We start from the raw sequence: 19,637 nt of genomic DNA on the forward strand, positions 1-19,637 counted from the left end.
GGATATTCCGCTATGATAGATTATATTCCATTCGGGTAAGGGGGAAAAAAGTTTGTCTCAGCAATCGATACAAAAAGTATTAGTAGCAAACAGGGGAGAAATTGCAATCCGAATATTCCGAGCGTGTACCGAGTTGAATATTCGTACAGTTGCGGTCTATTCAAAAGAAGATTCCGGTTCCTACCATCGGTACAAGGCGGATGAAGCATACTTAGTCGGTGAAGGGAAAAAACCGATAGATGCTTACCTGGATATTGAAGGAATCATTGATATTGCGAAAAGAAACAAAGTCGATGCAATTCATCCGGGATACGGTTTCTTATCTGAAAATATTCATTTTGCGAGACGATGTGAAGAAGAAGGCATCGTATTCATTGGTCCAAAATCCGAGCATCTCGATATGTTTGGTGACAAGGTAAAAGCGCGTGAGCAGGCAGAAAAAGCCGGAATCCCCGTGATTCCCGGAAGCGACGGTCCTGCAGAAACGCTTGAAGCCGTTGAACAATTTGGACAAGCTAACGGTTATCCAATTATCATTAAAGCTTCGCTTGGCGGCGGCGGCCGCGGTATGCGGATTGTCAGATCTGAAAGTGAAGTCAAAGAAGCATATGAGCGTGCAAAATCAGAGGCGAAAGCAGCCTTTGGCAATGATGAAGTTTATGTAGAAAAATTAATTGAGAATCCGAAACATATTGAGGTTCAGGTCATTGGAGACAAACAGGGCAATGTCGTCCATCTTTTTGAAAGGGATTGTTCCGTTCAACGACGCCACCAAAAGGTCATTGAAGTGGCGCCGAGTGTTTCGCTGTCACCTGAATTAAGGGATCAAATTTGTGAGGCGGCTGTTGCGCTTGCGAAAAATGTAAACTATATAAATGCGGGTACGGTCGAATTCCTTGTTGCAAACAACGAGTTCTACTTTATTGAAGTAAATCCTCGCGTACAAGTTGAACACACGATAACAGAAATGATTACTGGTGTCGATATTGTTCAAACACAAATTCTTGTTGCCCAAGGGCACAGCCTTCACAGCAAAAAAGTAAATATTCCTGAGCAAAAGGACATTTTTACAATCGGCTATGCCATTCAGTCACGGGTTACGACTGAGGATCCGCAAAATGATTTCATGCCTGATACAGGAAAAATCATGGCTTACCGTTCAGGCGGCGGTTTTGGTGTCCGTCTTGATACCGGAAACAGCTTCCAGGGCGCCGTGATCACACCATACTATGATTCACTTCTCGTTAAGCTTTCAACTTGGGCTTTAACGTTTGAACAGGCAGCTGCCAAAATGGTGCGAAACCTTCAGGAGTTTAGAATCAGAGGCATAAAAACAAACATTCCGTTCCTTGAGAACGTTGCAAAACATGAGAAGTTCCTGACAGGGCAATATGATACGTCTTTTATTGACACAACGCCTGAATTATTTATTTTTCCTAAACAAAAAGACCGCGGAACAAAAATGCTCACTTACATCGGCAATGTGACAGTGAACGGCTTCCCCGGAATCGGGAAAAAAGAAAAACCGGCGTTTGACAAACCGTTAATCGTAAAGGTAGACGCTGATCAGCAGCCTGCCAGAGGAACAAAGCAAATTCTCGATGAAAAAGGTGCAGAAGGGCTTGCAAATTGGGTTAAGGAGCAGAAATCTGTCCTTTTAACAGATACGACATTCAGGGATGCCCACCAATCGTTATTGGCAACTAGAATCAGATCGCATGATTTGAAAAAAATCGCAAATCCAACGGCTGCATTATGGCCTGAACTGTTCAGTATGGAAATGTGGGGAGGCGCGACCTTCGATGTAGCCTATCGATTCCTGAAAGAGGATCCATGGAAACGTTTGGAGGATCTTCGCGAAGAAGTGCCGAATACCTTATTCCAGATGCTGCTTCGCTCATCAAATGCGGTCGGCTATACGAATTATCCGGATAATGTGATTAAAGAATTTGTGAAGCAATCAGCTCAATCCGGTATTGATGTGTTTCGTATTTTCGACAGCTTAAACTGGGTAAAAGGGATGACGTTAGCCATTGATGCCGTTCGGGATACCGGCAAAGTGGCAGAAGCTGCGATTTGTTACACGGGAGATATCCTTGACAAGAACCGGACGAAGTACGACCTTGATTATTATACTTCGATGGCGAAGGAGCTTGAGGCGGCCGGTGCACATATTCTCGGGATTAAAGATATGGCAGGGCTGTTAAAACCGCAGGCTGCATATGAACTCGTTTCTGCGTTGAAAGAAACGATCGACATTCCGGTTCACCTTCATACACATGATACGAGCGGCAACGGTATATATATGTATGCGAAAGCTGTAGAAGCCGGTGTTGATATCATAGATGTGGCGGTCAGCTCAATGGCGGGATTAACGTCACAGCCTAGCGCGAGCGGATTTTATCATGCGATGGAAGGCAACGACCGCCGTCCGGAAATGAATGTCCAAGGCGTTGAATTGCTGTCCCAATATTGGGAGTCAGTGCGTAAATATTATAGTGAATTTGAAAGCGGAATGAAGTCCCCGCATACTGAAATTTATGAGCACGAGATGCCAGGGGGCCAATACAGCAACCTGCAGCAGCAGGCCAAGGGAGTAGGCCTTGGCGACCGCTGGAATGAAGTCAAGGAAATGTACAGACGCGTGAACGATATGTTCGGTGACATCGTCAAGGTAACGCCTTCTTCAAAAGTAGTCGGAGATATGGCTCTCTATATGGTGCAAAACAACCTAACTGAAAAAGACGTTTACGAAAAAGGCGAATCATTAGATTTCCCTGATTCTGTTGTGGAGCTTTTCAAAGGGAATATCGGCCAGCCTCATGGCGGATTCCCGGAAAAACTGCAAAAGCTGATCTTAAAAGGGCAGGAGCCGATTACAGTCAGACCGGGCGAACTGCTTGAGCCGGTGTCATTTGAAGCGATCAAACAGGAGTTTAAAGAGCAGCATAACTTGGAAATTTCAGATCAGGACGCTGTGGCGTATGCCCTTTACCCTAAAGTTTTCACTGATTATGTGAAAACGACAGAAAGCTACGGAGACATCTCGGTTTTAGATACACCGACATTCTTCTACGGCATGACATTAGGTGAAGAGATAGAAGTTGAAATTGAGCGCGGTAAAACGCTGATTGTTAAGCTGATTTCAATCGGTGAGCCTCAGCCTGACGCCACTCGCGTCGTTTATTTCGAACTGAACGGGCAGCCGCGTGAAGTAGTCATTAAAGATGAAAGCATTAAGTCTTCCGTTCAGGAAAGGCTGAAAGCAGACCGGACAAATCCAAGCCACATCGCAGCTTCCATGCCTGGAACCGTTATTAAGGTATTGGCTGAAGCAGGTACAAAAGTCAATAAAGGTGATCATTTGATGATTAATGAAGCGATGAAAATGGAAACAACGGTTCAAGCCCCTTTCTCAGGAACAATCAAGCAGGTTCATGTGAAAAATGGCGAGCCGATCCAAACGGGAGATCTGCTCCTTGAAATTGAAAAAGCGTAATAAACAAAGAGTGTATATCATTTGATATACACTCTTGTTTTTTATAGAAAATGCGGAGTGAAACTGTTTTAGAAGAGATGTAAGCGGCGTTCAAAGATTATACAGTAGTACTGTCACAAGCCATTTCCTTTTAAAAATAAAACAGGCTTTTATACCGGCGATCTTTTAGATACTTTGTAGTATGCCATGAATATTACTATAGGCTCTATCTGATTATCCATGGCCAAAAGGGTTTATTTTCATGAAGCGATACTAATACGAAGGCTGGCCATTGAAACAATTAAGCGCCAAAACAAGACATGAAAAAGACCAAAGCCGTTAAGACTTTGGTCTAGAGTCCTTATGACTGTCTGGATTCATAACGGAAGCGAGCAATCAATAATAAGAAGTAGCATAGAACGCCAAACAGACAGGCAATAAAGAACGAGTGGGCAAGTGCAAAGCCCAGTGCCAGTTCAGTGTATACGATCATAATACCGGACAGTGCTTGTAATGTGATGAAAATAAGACACGAGATCCATCCCCAAAAGATCTGTTTTTGATCTTTATAGGAAGTGATAGCGTGAACAGCGGCAACAATAATCCATACAAATAATAGTAAGGCTGCTGCTCTGTGGCCCATTTGCACCCATTCATGGAATTGGGTCGGAAGTCCATTGTTCAGCGGGCTGCATAGCGGCACATTAGGACATGCCAGACTTGATTCAGTGTGCCTTACATATGCGCCTGTATACACAACGATATAGGAATATATTAAAATTCCTATCATGTGAAATTGCATCTTTTTGCCGATTTGAAGCGGCTTAACCAGTTTTCTGACTGATTTATCAGCTTCAAATATGAGCAATGTTAAAATAAGCACTGAAGCAAAAGAAATTAATGAGATGCCAAAGTGAAGTGCCATTATCAGCGCGTTCGAACCGAATACGACAGCCAATGCGCCAAGCAATGCTTGTAGAAATAAAAAGATAATTGACATGATCGCGAGAAACGTTGTTTCACGGAAAATCGGCGTGATTTTTCTCCATGACCAAAACGCAAGGCTTAACACAAGGATAATAGAGATCCCGCTTGCGAATCGGTGGCTCCATTCAATAATTGAGGCCGGATTCAGTTCAGGGAAAAAACGGCCGTGACACAGCGGCCACTGTCTGCCGCATCCTTGGCCGGAACCTGTTTTTGTAACGAGAGCACCCCCGATTAAAACAATTAGCATGACAAATGTCGTCAGAACACCGAGAGCTTTTAATGCTTTATTCATACAATATTCACCTTCTCAACATACTGCTGCAATTTTATATACGTTCCAAGTGTAAGCGAATATGTGTTTTGTGGCAATTCCCAGAGCCTTTTGTTCACAAAAATATAATAGAATAACGGCTTCTGGAAAATGTACACTTGATTATTCATGCCGGGTCTGATAGAAATAAGGTAAACGCAATGCCGATTTGGTGATTGCCTGCATCTTTGGTAAAATTCATAAAAAGTTCACAAATAAATTCCTGTTTGTCGTTTAATATTTAATAGGATGTTTTTTTACAAGATGTTATCTTGTATGATAGAGTTGCAGGTTATTTTATTTTCCTGCGTTAGGTTTGTAAGGGAGGTTTACGTTATGGCTAACTCCAGAATCTTAAATGATACAGCTATAGACGGACAAATTGAAGAAACAACGGCATGGAAAGATTTTCTGTCCCTTATTAAAATAGGGATCGTCAATTCTAACCTCATCACGACTTTCACTGGAATGTGGCTTGCACTACATATTTCCGGTTTGAGTTTTTTAGGCAATATAAATACCGTTCTTCTTACGTTAATCGGGTCTTCACTGATTATTGCGGGCTCCTGTGCGATCAATAACTGGTATGACCGGGACATTGACCATCTTATGGAGCGTACGAAAGTAAGACCGACGGTTACGGGTAAAATTCAGCCGAGTCAGGCGTTATGGTCTGGAATTTTGCTGGTTGCTTTAGGATTGATCATGCTGCTGATGACAACTGTCATGGCTGCTGTTATCGGTTTTATCGGAGTCTTTACGTATGTTGTATTGTACACAATGTGGACGAAACGCCGCTATACGATTAACACAGTAGTAGGAAGCGTTTCAGGTGCAGTGCCGCCGCTTATTGGATGGACGGCAGTGGAAGGGAATATCGGTGTCGTAGCATGGGTGTTATTCATGATTTTATTTATTTGGCAGATTCCTCACTTCTTAGCATTGGCTATTAAGAAAACTGAGGATTACAGAGCTGCAAATATTCCGATGCTTCCTGTCGTATACGGATTTGAAGTGACAAAAAGACAAATTATTGTGTGGGTTGCGTGCCTGATGCCGCTTCCGTTTTTCCTTGGCAGCCTAGGGCTTCCAATTGTCATCCTCGGTTTGCTGTTAAATATCGGCTGGCTGATTCTTGGATTAATGGGATTCCGCTCCAAGAATATTATGAAGTGGGCAACGCAGATGTTCGTTTACTCGCTTAACTACATGACAATCTATTTCGTTGCCATGGTTGTCTTGACGCTTTTCTAAAAAATAGATATGATGCTTGTTTTATCGCTTCAAAATAAACGATGACAACTAGTAAATGCCGCCTTGACCTCTTGTTTAATCAGGCGGCTTTACTTTTATACATAGATGGCATTTTGAGTAAAAAAACTCATAATTTAAGAGAAGAGGAAATGTAAGTGCTTTATTGGTGATAGGCTGGAGGCGATGGCTTTTGATCTGCTTTCCGCCTTTGTATTGACCAGAAAAGGGGTTGGGTGAAATGGTAAAGCATTGGCGTCTTATTTTATTATTAGCCTTAGTGCCGCTTCTATTAAGCGGATGTGGAAAACCTTTTTTATCCACGCTCAAGCCTGCTGGCGAGGTGGCTGATAAACAGTATGACCTTACAGTGCTCAGCACATTAATTATGGTGGTTGTTGTTGCAGTAGTATCTGTTATCTTCTTTTATGTGATTGTGAGATTCAGAAGATCACGGGTCGGTGAGAACACGATACCGAAACAGGTAGAGGGGAATAAATTTTTAGAAATCACATGGACTGTGATCCCGATTTTGCTGCTCATTATTCTTGTGATCCCTGTTGTATTATATACGCTGGAGCTAGCAGACACATCACCAATGGATAAGAAAGGCCGCAAAGCTGAGGATGCTCTTGTAGTCAATGTCCGGGCAAATTTATACTGGTGGGAGTTTGAGTACCCTGATTACGGCATCATCACAAGCCAAGAGCTGATTGTGCCGACAGACCAGCGTGTATATTTTAATTTAAAAGCTTCTGATGTCAAACATTCCTTCTGGATTCCTTCAGTTGGAGGAAAACTTGATACGAATACGGATAATGAAAATAAGTTCTTCCTGACATTTGATTCAAAACGAAGCAAAGAGGCAGGAGATATGTTTTTTGGAAAGTGTGCAGAGCTTTGCGGCCCTTCACATGCGCTGATGGATTTTAAAGTAAAGACAATGTCTGCAAAGGAATTTCAGGGCTGGACAAAAGAAATGAAAAACTATAAATCTACAGCAGAGAGCGATTTGGCTAAGCAGGGTGAAGAACTGTTTAAAGAGAAAAACTGCCTGAGCTGCCATGCGGTAGAGCCGAATGATAAGCGTGCAGAAGCCGCTAGAACGGCACCCAACTTGGCGACTTTCGGTGAAAGGACAAAAGTGGCAGGGGTGAAAGAGGCCAACAAAGAAAATGTGAAGGCCTGGCTGAAGGACCCTGACAGCATAAAGCCGGGGAACAAAATGACAGGAACATATCCAAAGCTCTCAGACAGTGAAACAGATGCGCTTTATGAATACTTAAAAGGCTTAAAAGCGGAAAGCAAGTAGGGAAGAAAGGGAGATATTGGGGGAGGTCACATATGTTGAATGCGCTTACAGAAAAGCGGACGCGCGGATCTATGCTTTGGGATTATTTGACGACGGTGGACCATAAAAAAATCGCGATTCTTTATTTAGCGGCAGGAGGATTCTTCTTTCTTGTCGGGGGAATTGAAGCGATGTTTATCAGAATTCAGCTAGCAAAGCCGGAAAATGCGTTTCTCAGTGCTCAAGCGTACAATGAAGTAATGACTATGCACGGAACGACGATGATCTTTCTGGCTGCGATGCCGCTCTTATTTGCCTTGATGAATGCGGTTGTGCCTTTACAGATCGGGGCTCGGGACGTTTCGTTTCCATTTTTAAATGCGCTTGGTTTTTGGCTCTTCTTTTTCGGAGGCATTTTCTTAAATCTAAGCTGGTTTTTGGGCGGAGCGCCAGATGCGGGCTGGACGTCATATGCCTCCCTTTCGCTTCATTCAAAAGGGCACGGCATAGACTTTTTCGTCCTCGGACTCCAAATATCGGGGCTCGGGACGCTGATAGCCGGGATTAACTTTTTGGCCACGATTATCAATATGAGGGCACCGGGTATGACGTACATGAGACTGCCTTTGTTTACATGGACGACATTTGTGGCCTCGGCATTGATTTTGTTTGCCTTTCCGCCGCTTACGGTTGGATTGGCTCTTATGATGCTGGATCGGCTGTTCGGAACCAATTTCTTTAATCCCGAGCTTGGCGGGAATACGGTCATTTGGGAGCATTTATTTTGGATCTTCGGCCACCCGGAGGTTTATATCCTAATTTTACCTGCATTCGGTATTTTTTCTGAGGTCATCCCTGTGTTTGCCAGAAAGCGTTTGTTTGGCTATTCTTCAATGGTTTTTGCAATCGTGCTCATTGGCTTTCTGGGCTTTATGGTATGGGTGCACCACATGTTCACGACTGGTCTCGGCCCGATTGCAAATGCAATTTTTGCGGTTGCCACAATGGCTATCGCGATTCCGACGGGGATTAAGATTTTTAACTGGCTTTTGACGATTTGGGGAGGAAATGTGAAGTATACGACCGCTATGCTGTATGCTGTCTCATTTATTCCGTCCTTTGTGCTCGGCGGTGTGACGGGAGTCATGCTGGCAGCGGCCGCTGCTGATTATCAGTTCCATGATACGTATTTTGTGGTGGCGCACTTCCACTACGTCATCATTGGTGGCGTGGTATTCGGCCTATTAGCTGGTGTTCATTTCTGGTGGCCGAAAATGTTCGGTAAAATTCTGCACGAGACGATGGGGAAAATTTCATTTGTATTGTTTTTTATCGGCTTTCACCTCACGTTTTTCATTCAGCATTTTGTCGGCTTAATGGGAATGCCGCGCCGGGTTTATACGTTTTTGCCAGGCCAGGGTCTTGAAACCGGCAACTTGATCAGTACAATCGGGGCGTTTTTTATGGCGGCAGCTGTTATTCTTCTGCTGGTCAATGTCATTTGGACATCGGTAAAAGGCGAATATGTAGGCGCTGATCCATGGCATGATGGACGTACGCTTGAATGGGCTGTTTCTTCGCCGCCGCCGGAGTATAACTTTAAACAGCTTCCTTTTGTCAGAGGACTTGATCCGCTTTGGATCGAGAAGCAGGCAGGACACAAATCAATGACGCCGGCGGAACCGGTTGATGATATTCATATGCCAAACGGCTCAATCCTGCCGCTCATCATTTCCTTCGGCCTTTTTGTTGCAGCGTTCGGGCTGCTGTACAGAAGTGATTACGCTTGGGGTCTGCCGGTGATCTTTATCGGGCTAGGCATCACATTTATTACGATGCTGCTTCGTTCAGTAATTGATGATCACGGCTATCATATTCATAAAGAGGAACTGCCGAACGATGATAAAGGGGTGAAGGCATAATGCAAATTCAAGAAAAATTCACCGCAGAAACCTTTCCAGCTTCTCCCGAAAAAGTAACACTGGAAGGGAAAAATAAATTTCTAGGCTTTTGGCTTTTTCTTGGCGGAGAGACTGTTCTGTTTGCGTCTCTCTTCGCCACGTTTCTTGCGCTTCGGAATTCAAATGCCAGTGATCCGCCTACAACCGAAATGTTCGATGTGGCACTTGTATTCATTGCGACAATGCTGTTATTAACGAGCAGTTTAACGAGTGTATACGCGATGTACCACATGAAGAACTTTTCCTTCGGCAAGATGCAGCTTTGGCTGGGAATTACGGTTTTATTGGGGGCGGGCTTTTTAGGACTGGAAATCTATGAGTTTAAGCACTACACCCATGAATTTGGCTTTACTATTACAAGCTCTGCGCTCGGCTCTGCGTTTTACACGCTTGTCGGTACACACGGCGCCCACGTGGCATTTGGGCTGATGTGGATCAGCACGCTTATGATTCGCAATGCCAAGAGAGGGCTGAACCTGTATACGGCGCCTAAGTTTTACGTTGCCAGCCTTTATTGGCACTTTATTGATGTCGTGTGGGTCTTCATCTTTACCGTTGTATATTTAATGGGGATGGTGGGATAAACATGGTCGGTAAAAAAAGCAGAGGGCATATCAACAACGACCTTGAATTTAAGAAAAAAAAGCACGCCCAGGAGATGAAATATCAGGTTTTGTCTTTTGGTTTAATGATCGGTCTTACGATTGTTGCATTTCTGACTGTGGCAACAGATGGTGTCGCAAGCTGGTTTACGATTCCTTTCATTATTTTGCTAGCTGCAATTCAAGTCATCTTTCAGCTGTATTATTTCATGCATATGAATCAAAAAGGGCATGAGGCGCCGGCATTGTTTTTGTATTCAGGGGTGTTTGTCGCGTTTATCACTGTGCTTGCGTTTGTCACAATTATATGGTGGTAATTTGAACAGCCGCCGGAGGTGAAAGAAATGAATCAGTTAGAGATATTTGGGTTTCGCGCCATGTGGAGCCCTTATCTTTTTTGTATCCTGTTAGGCATTACGGCGATTTATCTCTATTTTTACAGGCGAATGTTTTCAAAACCGAATCGAATAACTGGTAAAGAGATGGTGTGTTTTCTGTCGGCGATGCTGTTTTTATATGCGGCCGAGGGAAGCCCTGTTGATTTGCTTGGACATATTATGTTTAGCGCGCATATGGTACAGATGGCTGTCCTGTATTTGGTTGTACCTCCGCTATTGATCGCTGGAATTCCTGCATGGCTCTGGGAGAAAATCATTTTCAGGCCTGCCATCAAACCGGTTTTTTCCTTTTTCACGAAGCCCTTAATTGCTTTGCTTTTGTTTAATGGCATCTTTTCTTTATATCATGTACCGCTTATATTTGATACTGTCAAAACCGATCCGTTTTACCATACATTAATCACTTGGCTTATCTTTGTGCTTGCATTCTTCATGTGGTGGCCGCTTGTTCATAAGGTGGAGCGTCTACGTCAGCTCAGCGGCTTGATGAAGCTGGGATATATTATGGCGGACGGTATGCTGCTCACACCTGCTTGCGCCTTGATCATGTTCAGCGGTGCACCGTTATACGCTACCTATACAGATCCGTCTGCGTGGGCCGAGACAATGAGTCTTTGCGTGCCTGCGGATATGATGGGGCAGGTCCCATTAACAGGACCTGAGATGTTGAATACACTGCCTTTGTTGGAGGATCAGCAGCTCGGAGCCGTCATGATGAAAATCATTCAGGAAATTGTGTACGGTACTTTTTTGGCGATTATTTTTTTCCAATGGGTGAAGAAAGAAAGGGAAAAGGACGGGCAGGAGGAGCCGCCGTATATTCAGCAGACGATATCATAAAAGGTACAGCGGAATATGCTGTACCTTTTCGTTACATTTGAACTGTTTTTAACATGTCGGATATGTCCTGAATCAGTGCCTTGCTTTTTGTCACAACCTGTACGGGAAACTCTTCCGTTTCTCCATATTCTACTCCGTGCGGGTAGTAATGCTTGCCTAGGAGAGGGGACATTAATTGAATCACCGCGTGTCCGCTTCCGACATCACCCTCTGCCGCAATTCCTTGTATCCGCAGGTAAAACGTGCCCTCAATCGTCGAAAACTTCTTGTCATAGGTGACTCTCTCGTAATCCCATTGACCAGCTCTGATGAGACCTTTGCTTTCCATTAAGTCGTCTAGCAAGCTGAGTTCAGCCTTAACCCCTTCAAGTCCGCTTTCAGTAAACTTCAACACCGACCCCTCCTTATAAAAATTACCTTTCCTGACAATCATAGTATGAAAGCGTTAAACTTTCAATGAATCTTCTTCTTTTGAAAGTATGCAAAAATTAAATTTTGACGACAATAGCACTAGACTAAAGGAGGTTAAACGGATGACAAAAATAAAAGATCTGATGACAGCCGACTTGCAATATTGCACGGTATTAGATAATGTATATGAAGCTGCAGTAAAGATGAAGGACGCGAATGTAGGAGCAATTCCAGTAGTTGATGAGGATGGGGAAACACTGGTCGGCATCGTGACCGACCGTGATCTCGTGTTAAGAGGAATCGCCATCAAAAAACCGAACTCGCAAAAAATCACTGACGCGATGACCGAAAAACCTGTCAGTGTGGAGGAAGATGCTTCAGTTGATGAGGTTCTTCATTTGATGGCATCGCATCAGCTCAGAAGGATACCGGTTACAAAAAATAAAAAACTGACTGGAATTGTCACGCTTGGTGATCTTTCTTTATCTGAGCAAACAAATGAACGTGCCGGCAGCGCCTTATCGGATATTTCCGAAGGTGAAAATCGAGAAGAAGGCTTTTTTCATTAACACATAAATCTTTGACATGTTAAATAGGCTGTATTGTAATGGGTTGTAAGGCAAGACATTGTGAATCGCCACGGGGGTGATAGATTGAAAAATATATTGAGAGCGATGGTTATCCTCTTGATTATTTGCGGAACTTATGTTCTGTTTATTCAATATGGATCTGTTCCTGAAAAGAAATCAAATGACAGCGAGCCTCAGGTGTCAAATGAGGAAGCACAAAGCGGCAAACGAATACATATGCCGACTTCAGGATTATTGTCCTTCATGGGCAAGTCCGCCGATGAAGTAACGAAAAAGCTTGGGGAACCTGAACGTATTGACCCTTCAGCTTATGATTACGATTGGTGGGTATACAATCAAGGTAAGGACCAATATATCCAAATCGGGGTATTAAACAATAAAGTGGTCACATTATTCGCGGCTGGGAATGATATTAACGCCAAGCCTTTCAAGATTGGAGAATCGACCGGCGAAGTATTCAAGACCACCCAGGTGGCACCATTTGTGAATGTAGAGTATAAAGGAAATTCCTATCGGTTTGAATTTTCTGAAGAAGATATCAATACAAGACCGACTGTAAAGGTAGGAAAGATGTATGTCCAGCTGTATATGGACAAATTTGAGGGGAAGCTATCCAGCATCAGGGCGTTTGATGCGCAGACCTTTGTAAAGCAAAGACCTTATGAGGTAGTGTACCGCGGGGAATTAATTAAACCGAAAGCCGTCTCAGATGACAAGTGGAAAAAGATCCAAACAACGAGCGAAAAGCAAATACTTGATTTGACGAATGTCATACGCGTTAAACATGGACTTGCGAAGCTTGAGTGGGATCAGCCGACGGCGGAAGTCGCCTTTGGGCATAGCGAGGATATGAAGGAAAATAATTATTTCTCCCATGTTTCTAAGAAATACGGCTCACTGAAAGACCGCTTAGAAGAAGGGCATGTTGACTTTCAGCAAGCGGGAGAAAATATCGCATACAATTATGTGGACGGTCCGGCCGCTGTAGAAGGGTGGCTGAATAGCGAAGGCCATCGAAAAGCGCTTCTGAATTCAGATTATACGCATCTTGGTGTCGGAGTAGACCGAAAGTATTACACCCAAAATTTTATTAAGCGATGGTAATGAAAGCCGCGGACGAATGGTTCCGGGCTTTTTCTATTTTTACTCAAGCTGGTCTTGCGCTAAGGGATGTGTAAACACATCCGGTTTAATATGTTACTTTTCTTGCTGCTGAGGAGCCGATTCCCCCTTCTTCTTAAGGCTTTTCAACAGTGTATAGGGGACAGCTTGAAAATTCATTTGTGAATGAATATAGGCGAACACAATGCCCGACAAAACGATACATTGTAGTAGGTAACGATTTTCGGAGGGGGTGAGGATTGTGGCGAATCAACATGCCAATCATTCAATCAATGACTTTAAACAATTCGTCAAAAAGCATCCCAAGCTGATAAAAGAAGTGCGCAAAGAACAAAGAAGCTGGCAGGACGTATATGAAAATTGGGTCCTCTTCGGGGAAAGCGACCCGATTTGGGATCCGTATCGGGAACCGGAGGAAGCTGCTGAGGCTGTGTCTGAAACACCGCAAAAAAATGATTTTGTCACGAAAATGGTGACAGCGGTGAAAAAGATGGATGTCAATCAAATGAACGAACAAATCAATAAAATGAGCCAGTCGATCTCATCGTTGCAAAGCCTTCTTAATACATTTTCCGGGAACAGCCAGAAGCAATCGCAGCCAGGCTCTGGACAGCATCCTTTTTCTTTTCGAAAGGATTAAAAAAGGGGATCTCATATGCGCAAAGAGGTGCAGGAATATATTTTCGCAAACGAAGAACGGAAACGATTCATCAGAGAACAGCCGATTTGGTACCGCAGGCTTTCGAGAAAACCGGATGATCTGTCCTCCTTTCAGCTTGAGATGATGAATTTTTATGAAAAAACCATTCCGCATCGGGTGAATCAGTTTACAAACGGGATTCAAATGGCGCAAATGATGATACAAATGTTCCAAGCGATGCGGACAAAAGATTAAAAGGCCCGGGAAAGGGTCTTTTTCGTGCGTCCATACGGAGTTTGTTTTCGGCTATGGTTAAGCATTTTCCAATTGGCTGGTTTCATGGTAAACTAACAACTGGAGGTGCATGTTATGTATGCGACGATGGAATCCGTGCGGCTTCAAAGTGAAGCTCAGCAGCTTGCCGAGATGATTCTGCAGTCGGAGACGGCTGAGAACTACCGCAATTGTTACAAGCGTCTCCAGGAAGATGAAGAGGCAGGTCGGATTATTCGTTCTTTTATCAAAATAAAAGAGCAGTATGAGGATGTACAGCGTTTTGGCAAATATCATCCTGACTATAGAGAAATATCCCGGAAAATGAGGGAGATCAAACGTGAGCTGGACCTGAACGATAAGGTGGCTGACTTCAAGAGAGCTGAAAATGAGCTCCAGTCCATTCTTGATGAGGTCAGCGTCGAGATTGGGACAGCTGTTTCGGAGCATGTGAAAGTTCCGACTGGGAACCCTTATTTTGATGGTTTGTCTTCATGCGGAGGCGGCTGCGGTTCGGGCGGAAGCTGCGGATGTAAAGTGTCCTGACGAGACTGGCCGTCTCGTCTTTTACATATAAAAGAAATCAGGCAGGTGATTGTATTGGAGAATAGGCGCCAGGGCATGGTTGTGTATCTGCACTCCCTAAAGCAAAGCAAAATGCTGAGGAAGTTCGGGAATGTGCACTATGTATCAAAACGATTAAAATATGTCGTACTGTACTGTGATATGGACCAAATTGAAAAAACAATGGACAAGATTGCGTCTTACTCATTTGTGAAAAAAGTAGAGCCTTCTTATAAACCGTTTTTAAAATTGGAATTCGAGTCAAAGCTTGATAAGGCAAAAGAATACGATTATAAAATCGGCATATAGCAATAAAAAAATCCCCGCAGGCATCTGCGGGGTCCTTCTATTCCTTAATATGTTAAGGAGAAGGCAAAGGGAGAGGAGAAACCGGAGGAAGAACTTATGGGGAAACGTAAGTCTTCTCCGCGGTTGGCAACAACATCCTCTAGATGCTGTTGCTTATAGTATGGACAAGGATCATGCTGCCTATACACCTGTTTATCAAGATTAGCGTTCATTGTTTGGGAGAATGCTTTATGTTAAGATAGGATTGATTTTTTTCTATGTACATAGCGGCGTCCGGCCGAATAAAGAAACAAAATAGCTTTTAGAAAAAGTGGTGTGGAACATGAGAGTAATTTCTGGATCAAAAAAAGGCCGTTCATTAAAGGCTGTGCCGGGAACATCAACAAGACCGACAACCGACAAAGTGAAGGAATCCATTTTCAATATGATCGGCCCTTATTTTGATGGGGGCAGGGGATTAGATTTATTCGCAGGGAGCGGAGGTCTTGGAATCGAAGCGCTTTCACGTGGGTTTGAGCATTGTATATTCGTTGACCGTGATTTTAAAGCGATTCAAACGGTAAAATCTAATTTGAAAACGCTGGAGCTTACAAAACATGCACAGGTATACCGCAATGATGCGGAACGTGCTTTGCACGCTGCTGCAAAGAGAGAAACTGGCTTTCGCGGCATTTTTCTCGATCCGCCGTATAAGGAACAAAGGCTGAAAGCACTTTTAACTTTGATTGACGAATATCAAATGCTGGAGGAAGACGGCTTTATCGTCGCTGAGCATGACAGAGAGGTCGAGCTTCCCAAAACCGTAGGAGATCTTGTGATGACAAGAAAAGAAACCTATGGGCTTACAGGTGTGGCGATTTATAAAAAGAGGGGGTAGTGAGGTGGCGAGTATAGCTGTCTGTCCCGGCAGTTTTGATCCGGTGACCTACGGGCATCTGGACATCATCAAACGCGGGGCGCATATTTTTGAACAAGTGTATGTATGTGTGCTGAATAATTCTTCAAAAAAGCCTTTGTTCAGTGTGGAGGAACGGTGTGAGCTTCTGAGAGAAGTGACAAAAGACATTCCGAACATAACAGTTGAAACATCACAAGGACTGTTAATTGATTATGCAAAAAGAAAAAATGCCAAAGCGATATTAAGGGGCTTGAGAGCTGTATCAGATTTTGAATACGAGATGCAGGGAACGTCAGTAAACCGTGTGCTTGATGAATCCATCGAGACATTTTTCATGATGACAAACAATCAGTATTCGTTTTTAAGTTCAAGCATCGTAAAAGAAGTGGCGAGATACAACGGCTCGGTATCAGAATTTGTACCGCCGGAAGTAGAGTTTGCGCTTCAGCAAAAATTCAGACAAGGATGAGGGGATTGACTCATCCTTTTTTTGTGCCGTTTGTCAGTCTGTAAGAAAAAATGATAATGTACGTAAACAGCGCGCATAGTGTGACTGCAGGTCCGATCTGCACAAGCAGATTCCAGCCGTTTATAAATGCAGCTGGCATGTCACTGCTGTTAAAAGATTTAAATACATACTGATAAGGATCATGCCATGCCGTGTAAAGCGGTTTCCATAAAAGCATGACGAAGACAGCGGCATAAACGCCCTGCAGCAAACGTGCGATAAAGAATGGTTTAAATCTAATGTCGGTTTCCGATAAAATACCTGCTACTTGAGCTTGTACGGAAAAGCCGCTAAACCCGAGAATAAAGCTGACGATAATTGCTTTTTGCAGAAGAGAAACATCTGTCTCGCTGACAAGCTTGCTGCCTAACGTAATTTCAAACATCCCCGATAAAAGCGGAATGTCCAATTGAGCCGGAAGCTGAAACAAAGTCAGCGCGCCTTTTGTGAAAACAGACAAAACATCAGTCAGCTGAACCACGGACAACAGCCGATTGAAGACAGAAAATAAAATAATAAAGCCGCCCACCATAAGAAGCGTTTGAACAGAAGACGTCACGGCGTCGCCTAAAATTTTGCCCAAGGGCCGTTTTTCCGCAAGTCTGGCGGTATGAAGAGCGTGTAACGCATCTTTGATCGATGGAAAGGGTATCGTTTTCTTTCTTCTGAGATGCTGCTCTTCCTTACGGCCGTAGGAACGCATCGTTAAACCGACAGCCAGATTCCCCAAATAGTGTGCAGAAGCCAATAAAATGCCTAGTGACGCGTTTTGAAAGAAACCGACAGCAACAGCGCCGAAAATAAAGAGCGGGTTTGAAGAATTGGTAAACGACGCAAGCCGTTCTGCCTCTACTCTTGAAATTTGTTTTTCCTGCCGCAGACGGGCAGTGAGTTTTGCTCCCGCTGGGTTTCCTGATGCCATTCCCATAGCAAGAACGAAGCCGCCGACACCCGGCACGCGAAAGATCGGCCGCATAAAAGGCTCAAGCAGAACACCGACAAACCGTACAATGCCAAAGCCGATTAAGAGTTCGGACAGAATAAAAAATGGCAGCAATGACGGAAACACAACCTCCCACCACATAGAAAGCCCGGTTTTAGAGGCTTCGAATGAGGCCTGTGGATGTGAGATGACAGTCGCTGTTAAAAAAAGAAAAAACGAGGCAATCAAAAGTGTATTGATCTTCGACAAGTTCATTCTTACCTCCCCGATGCTAAAAATGCCCAATGACATGTATATCATGATAAAATAATGTATGACATGAAACGGCCAAGCAGTACCTGTCCTCTTGATTCTTTGTACTAATATACGAGCATAGGGGTTCAGTTTAGACCATAGAATTCGGTATACAGGGAATTCAGGCAGGAGGTTAACGCTTTGGCCAAACCTAAAATCGGGTTAGCGTTAGGATCGGGAGGGGCCAGAGGGCTTGCTCATCTCGGTGTGCTTTCCAGTTTACATAAGCATCAAATTCATGTGGATATGATTGCAGGAAGCAGCATGGGCGCTTTGGTGGGCAGTTTTTATGCCGCCGGCCATGACGTGGCAACGATGAAAAAAGTAGCCAAAGCCTTTAAACGAAGGCTTTATGCTGATTATACGGTGCCGAAGCTCGGTTTTTTAAAAGGTGACCGCGTCAGACAGCTTGTGCATGCTTATACATTCGGAAAACCGATTGAAGAGCTCCATATTCCGCTGGGCATTGTTGCGTGTGATTTACAGACGGGAGAAAAGATTGTGTTCCGCAAAGGATCAGTGTCAGATGCAGTGAGGGCTAGCATCAGCATACCGGGTATCTTTATTCCGCAGAGACTGGACGGACGCCTTCTTGTAGACGGCGCGGTCGTCGATCGAATCCCGGTTTCTGTTGTAAAAGACATGGGAGCTGATATTATCATCGCTTCGGATGTTTCCAGGGTTCGAAAAACTGAAACAGCAGTGCATATTTTTGATGTGATTATGCAAAGTATGGATATACTGCAAAATGAATTGGTGCGGCATCAAACGATTGCCGCAGATATCATGATTCGCCCTTCTCTTGAAACATACAGCTCAAGCTCGTTTGCCAATATTGAAGAAATGATATCGGCAGGCGAAGAGGCGACAAACCGAATGATCAGCAAGATAAGAAAAGAAATAGAGAATTGGGAGGGCTCATAATTTGCTACGTAAAAAACATTTTAGCTGGATGCTCGTCATCCTCATACTGATCGCCGCTTTATCATTTATAAAACTTCCATACTATATTACAAAGCCGGGAGAAGCGACAGAGCTTGCTCCATTGATAAAAGTGGAGGGAGGCTACCCGGAAAAAGGAAGCCTGTCCTTAATGACTGTCAAAGTGGGACCGGCTAATCCGTTTACATATGTGTGGGCAAAGATGCACCCTTATTATGAAATTGTTCCTGATGAGAGCATTAAGGAAAAAGGCGAGTCAGATAAGGAGTACATGAAAAGGCAGCTCCAAATGATGAAAAGCTCGCAAGAAAACGCGGTTATAGCCGCCTATAAAGAAGCAGGAAAAAAAGTCAGCTACTCCTTTAACGGCATATATGCAAGCTCAGTTGTAGAAAACATGCCCGCAAAAGGGAAAATAGAAGTCGGTGATAAAATCATCAGTGCAGACGGCAAAAACTATCAGTCTGCTGAAAAGCTGATTGATTATATCAGCAGCAAAAACGCGGGAGATAAAGTTACGTTAAAGATCGAAAGAGAAGAAAAAGAAAAGCGTGTCACTCTTACGTTAAAACAATTTCCTGATGAGCCGCAACGGGCTGGGATCGGTGTTTCACTCTATACGGACAGAAACGTCAAAGTGGAGCCGGATATTGATTTTGAAATCGAGAATATCGGCGGCCCTTCGGCCGGGTTAATGATGTCTCTTGAAATCTATAATCAGCTGACAAAAACAGACGAAACAAAAGGTTATGATATTGCGGGAACAGGTACCATTGATGTTGACGGAAAAGTAGGCCCGATTGGCGGAATTGATCAAAAAGTCGTCGCCGCAGACAAAGCCGGAAAGGACATTTTCTTCGCGCCAAATCAAAACGGTGCCAGCAATTCCGATTATAAAAATGCTGTGAAAACAGCAAAAGATATTGATTCAGATATGAAGATTGTGCCTGTTGATACCATGCAGGATGCGATTGATTATTTGAATAAGCTGAAAGCGAAAAGCACCTGATTCTCAGGTGCTT

General features: G+C 43.8%; 20 protein-coding genes. 17 read left to right on the forward strand and 3 right to left on the reverse strand.

The annotated features are described in order from the left end of the window. Positions 1–52 precede the first annotated feature (52 nt). Positions 53–3,499, forward strand: a complete 3,447-nt coding sequence (pyc, locus tag BLL41_RS03165; protein ID WP_071576766.1) for a pyruvate carboxylase — start codon at positions 53–55, stop codon at positions 3,497–3,499. Positions 3,500–3,839: 340 nt separating this feature from the next. Here the strand turns inward: pyc and ctaA are convergent, their stop codons facing one another. After that, positions 3,840–4,760 carry a heme A synthase CtaA gene (gene ctaA, locus BLL41_RS03170; protein ID WP_071576767.1) on the reverse strand — a complete coding sequence of 307 codons (921 nt, stop codon included), beginning with the start codon at positions 4,758–4,760 and terminating at the stop codon, positions 3,840–3,842. Positions 4,761–5,114: 354 nt separating this feature from the next. Between ctaA and cyoE the strand changes: the two genes are divergently transcribed. From cyoE to ctaG, 6 genes are all read left to right on the forward strand, one after another. Next, positions 5,115–6,032 (forward strand): heme o synthase, encoded by a 918-nt coding sequence (gene cyoE, locus BLL41_RS03175; protein WP_003232250.1) that lies wholly within the window; start codon positions 5,115–5,117, stop codon positions 6,030–6,032. A gap of 238 nt (positions 6,033–6,270) precedes the next feature. Continuing rightward, complete coding sequence (coxB, locus tag BLL41_RS03180; RefSeq protein WP_014663859.1) at positions 6,271–7,341, forward strand: cytochrome c oxidase subunit II; 1,071 nt, start codon at positions 6,271–6,273, stop codon at positions 7,339–7,341. Between the two features lie 32 nt (positions 7,342–7,373). Beyond that, positions 7,374–9,242, forward strand: a complete 1,869-nt coding sequence (gene ctaD, locus BLL41_RS03185) for a cytochrome c oxidase subunit I (protein ID WP_071576768.1) — start codon at positions 7,374–7,376, stop codon at positions 9,240–9,242. Further along, a complete protein-coding gene (gene ctaE / locus BLL41_RS03190; RefSeq protein ID WP_071576769.1) occupies positions 9,242–9,865 on the forward strand; it encodes a cytochrome c oxidase subunit III in 624 nt (207 codons plus the stop codon). Before ctaD ends, ctaE begins: the two co-directional genes overlap by 1 nt. 2 nt (positions 9,866–9,867) lie before the next feature. After that, entirely contained in the window at positions 9,868–10,200 is a 333-nt protein-coding gene (ctaF, locus tag BLL41_RS03195; protein WP_071576770.1) for a cytochrome c oxidase subunit IVB, read from the forward strand. A 27-nt stretch (positions 10,201–10,227) separates the two neighbouring features. Then, positions 10,228–11,121 carry a cytochrome c oxidase assembly factor CtaG gene (ctaG, locus tag BLL41_RS03200; protein ID WP_071576771.1) on the forward strand — a complete coding sequence of 298 codons (894 nt, stop codon included), beginning with the start codon at positions 10,228–10,230 and terminating at the stop codon, positions 11,119–11,121. Between the two features lie 31 nt (positions 11,122–11,152). Here ctaG and BLL41_RS03205 read toward each other — a convergent pair whose 3' ends face one another. Then, a complete protein-coding gene (locus tag BLL41_RS03205; protein ID WP_083427907.1) occupies positions 11,153–11,515 on the reverse strand; it encodes a YugN family protein in 363 nt (120 codons plus the stop codon). 139 nt (positions 11,516–11,654) lie between these two features. On the opposite strand from BLL41_RS03205, the gene BLL41_RS03210 reads away from it, so the two are divergent. The 8 genes from BLL41_RS03210 to coaD all read left to right on the forward strand — a co-directional run bounded on the left by BLL41_RS03210 (position 11,655) and on the right by coaD (position 16,397). Next, the gene (locus BLL41_RS03210) at positions 11,655–12,101 is read left to right on the forward strand and encodes a CBS domain-containing protein (protein ID WP_071576773.1); all 447 of its coding nucleotides are present in this window, start codon (positions 11,655–11,657) and stop codon (positions 12,099–12,101) included. An 84-nt stretch (positions 12,102–12,185) separates the two neighbouring features. Continuing rightward, complete coding sequence (locus BLL41_RS03215; protein WP_071576774.1) at positions 12,186–13,226, forward strand: CAP domain-containing protein; 1,041 nt, start codon at positions 12,186–12,188, stop codon at positions 13,224–13,226. Between the two features lie 259 nt (positions 13,227–13,485). Further along, complete coding sequence (ylbD, locus tag BLL41_RS03220) at positions 13,486–13,884, forward strand: YlbD family protein (protein ID WP_071576775.1); 399 nt, start codon at positions 13,486–13,488, stop codon at positions 13,882–13,884. 15 nt (positions 13,885–13,899) lie between these two features. Continuing rightward, positions 13,900–14,139, forward strand: a complete 240-nt coding sequence (locus BLL41_RS03225) for a YlbE-like family protein (RefSeq protein ID WP_071576776.1) — start codon at positions 13,900–13,902, stop codon at positions 14,137–14,139. Between the two features lie 114 nt (positions 14,140–14,253). Next, positions 14,254–14,703 carry a regulatory iron-sulfur-containing complex subunit RicF gene (ricF, locus tag BLL41_RS03230; protein ID WP_003221370.1) on the forward strand — a complete coding sequence of 150 codons (450 nt, stop codon included), beginning with the start codon at positions 14,254–14,256 and terminating at the stop codon, positions 14,701–14,703. Between the two features lie 54 nt (positions 14,704–14,757). Beyond that, the gene (locus BLL41_RS03235; RefSeq protein WP_009967171.1) at positions 14,758–15,030 is read left to right on the forward strand and encodes a YlbG family protein; all 273 of its coding nucleotides are present in this window, start codon (positions 14,758–14,760) and stop codon (positions 15,028–15,030) included. Positions 15,031–15,352: 322 nt separating this feature from the next. Next, a complete protein-coding gene (gene rsmD / locus BLL41_RS03240) occupies positions 15,353–15,907 on the forward strand; it encodes a 16S rRNA (guanine(966)-N(2))-methyltransferase RsmD (RefSeq protein ID WP_071576777.1) in 555 nt (184 codons plus the stop codon). A gap of 4 nt (positions 15,908–15,911) precedes the next feature. Then, positions 15,912–16,397, forward strand: coding sequence for a pantetheine-phosphate adenylyltransferase (coaD, locus tag BLL41_RS03245; protein WP_071576778.1), 486 nt, complete (start codon positions 15,912–15,914; stop codon positions 16,395–16,397). Positions 16,398–16,407: 10 nt separating this feature from the next. Here coaD and spoVV read toward each other — a convergent pair whose 3' ends face one another. Next, positions 16,408–17,634, reverse strand: coding sequence for a dipicolinic acid transporter SpoVV (spoVV, locus tag BLL41_RS03250; RefSeq protein WP_071576779.1), 1,227 nt, complete (start codon positions 17,632–17,634; stop codon positions 16,408–16,410). A 180-nt stretch (positions 17,635–17,814) separates the two neighbouring features. Here spoVV and BLL41_RS03255 point away from each other — a divergent pair, with 180 nt between their 5' ends. After that, positions 17,815–18,597, forward strand: coding sequence for a patatin-like phospholipase family protein (locus BLL41_RS03255; protein ID WP_071576780.1), 783 nt, complete (start codon positions 17,815–17,817; stop codon positions 18,595–18,597). A gap of 1 nt (position 18,598) precedes the next feature. Beyond that, positions 18,599–19,624 (forward strand): protease DdcP, encoded by a 1,026-nt coding sequence (gene ddcP, locus BLL41_RS03260; protein WP_071576781.1) that lies wholly within the window; start codon positions 18,599–18,601, stop codon positions 19,622–19,624. Positions 19,625–19,637 lie beyond the last annotated feature (13 nt).

The organism is Bacillus sp. FMQ74 (assembly GCF_001875785.1).
Taxonomy (GTDB): domain Bacteria; phylum Bacillota; class Bacilli; order Bacillales; family Bacillaceae; genus Bacillus; species Bacillus stercoris.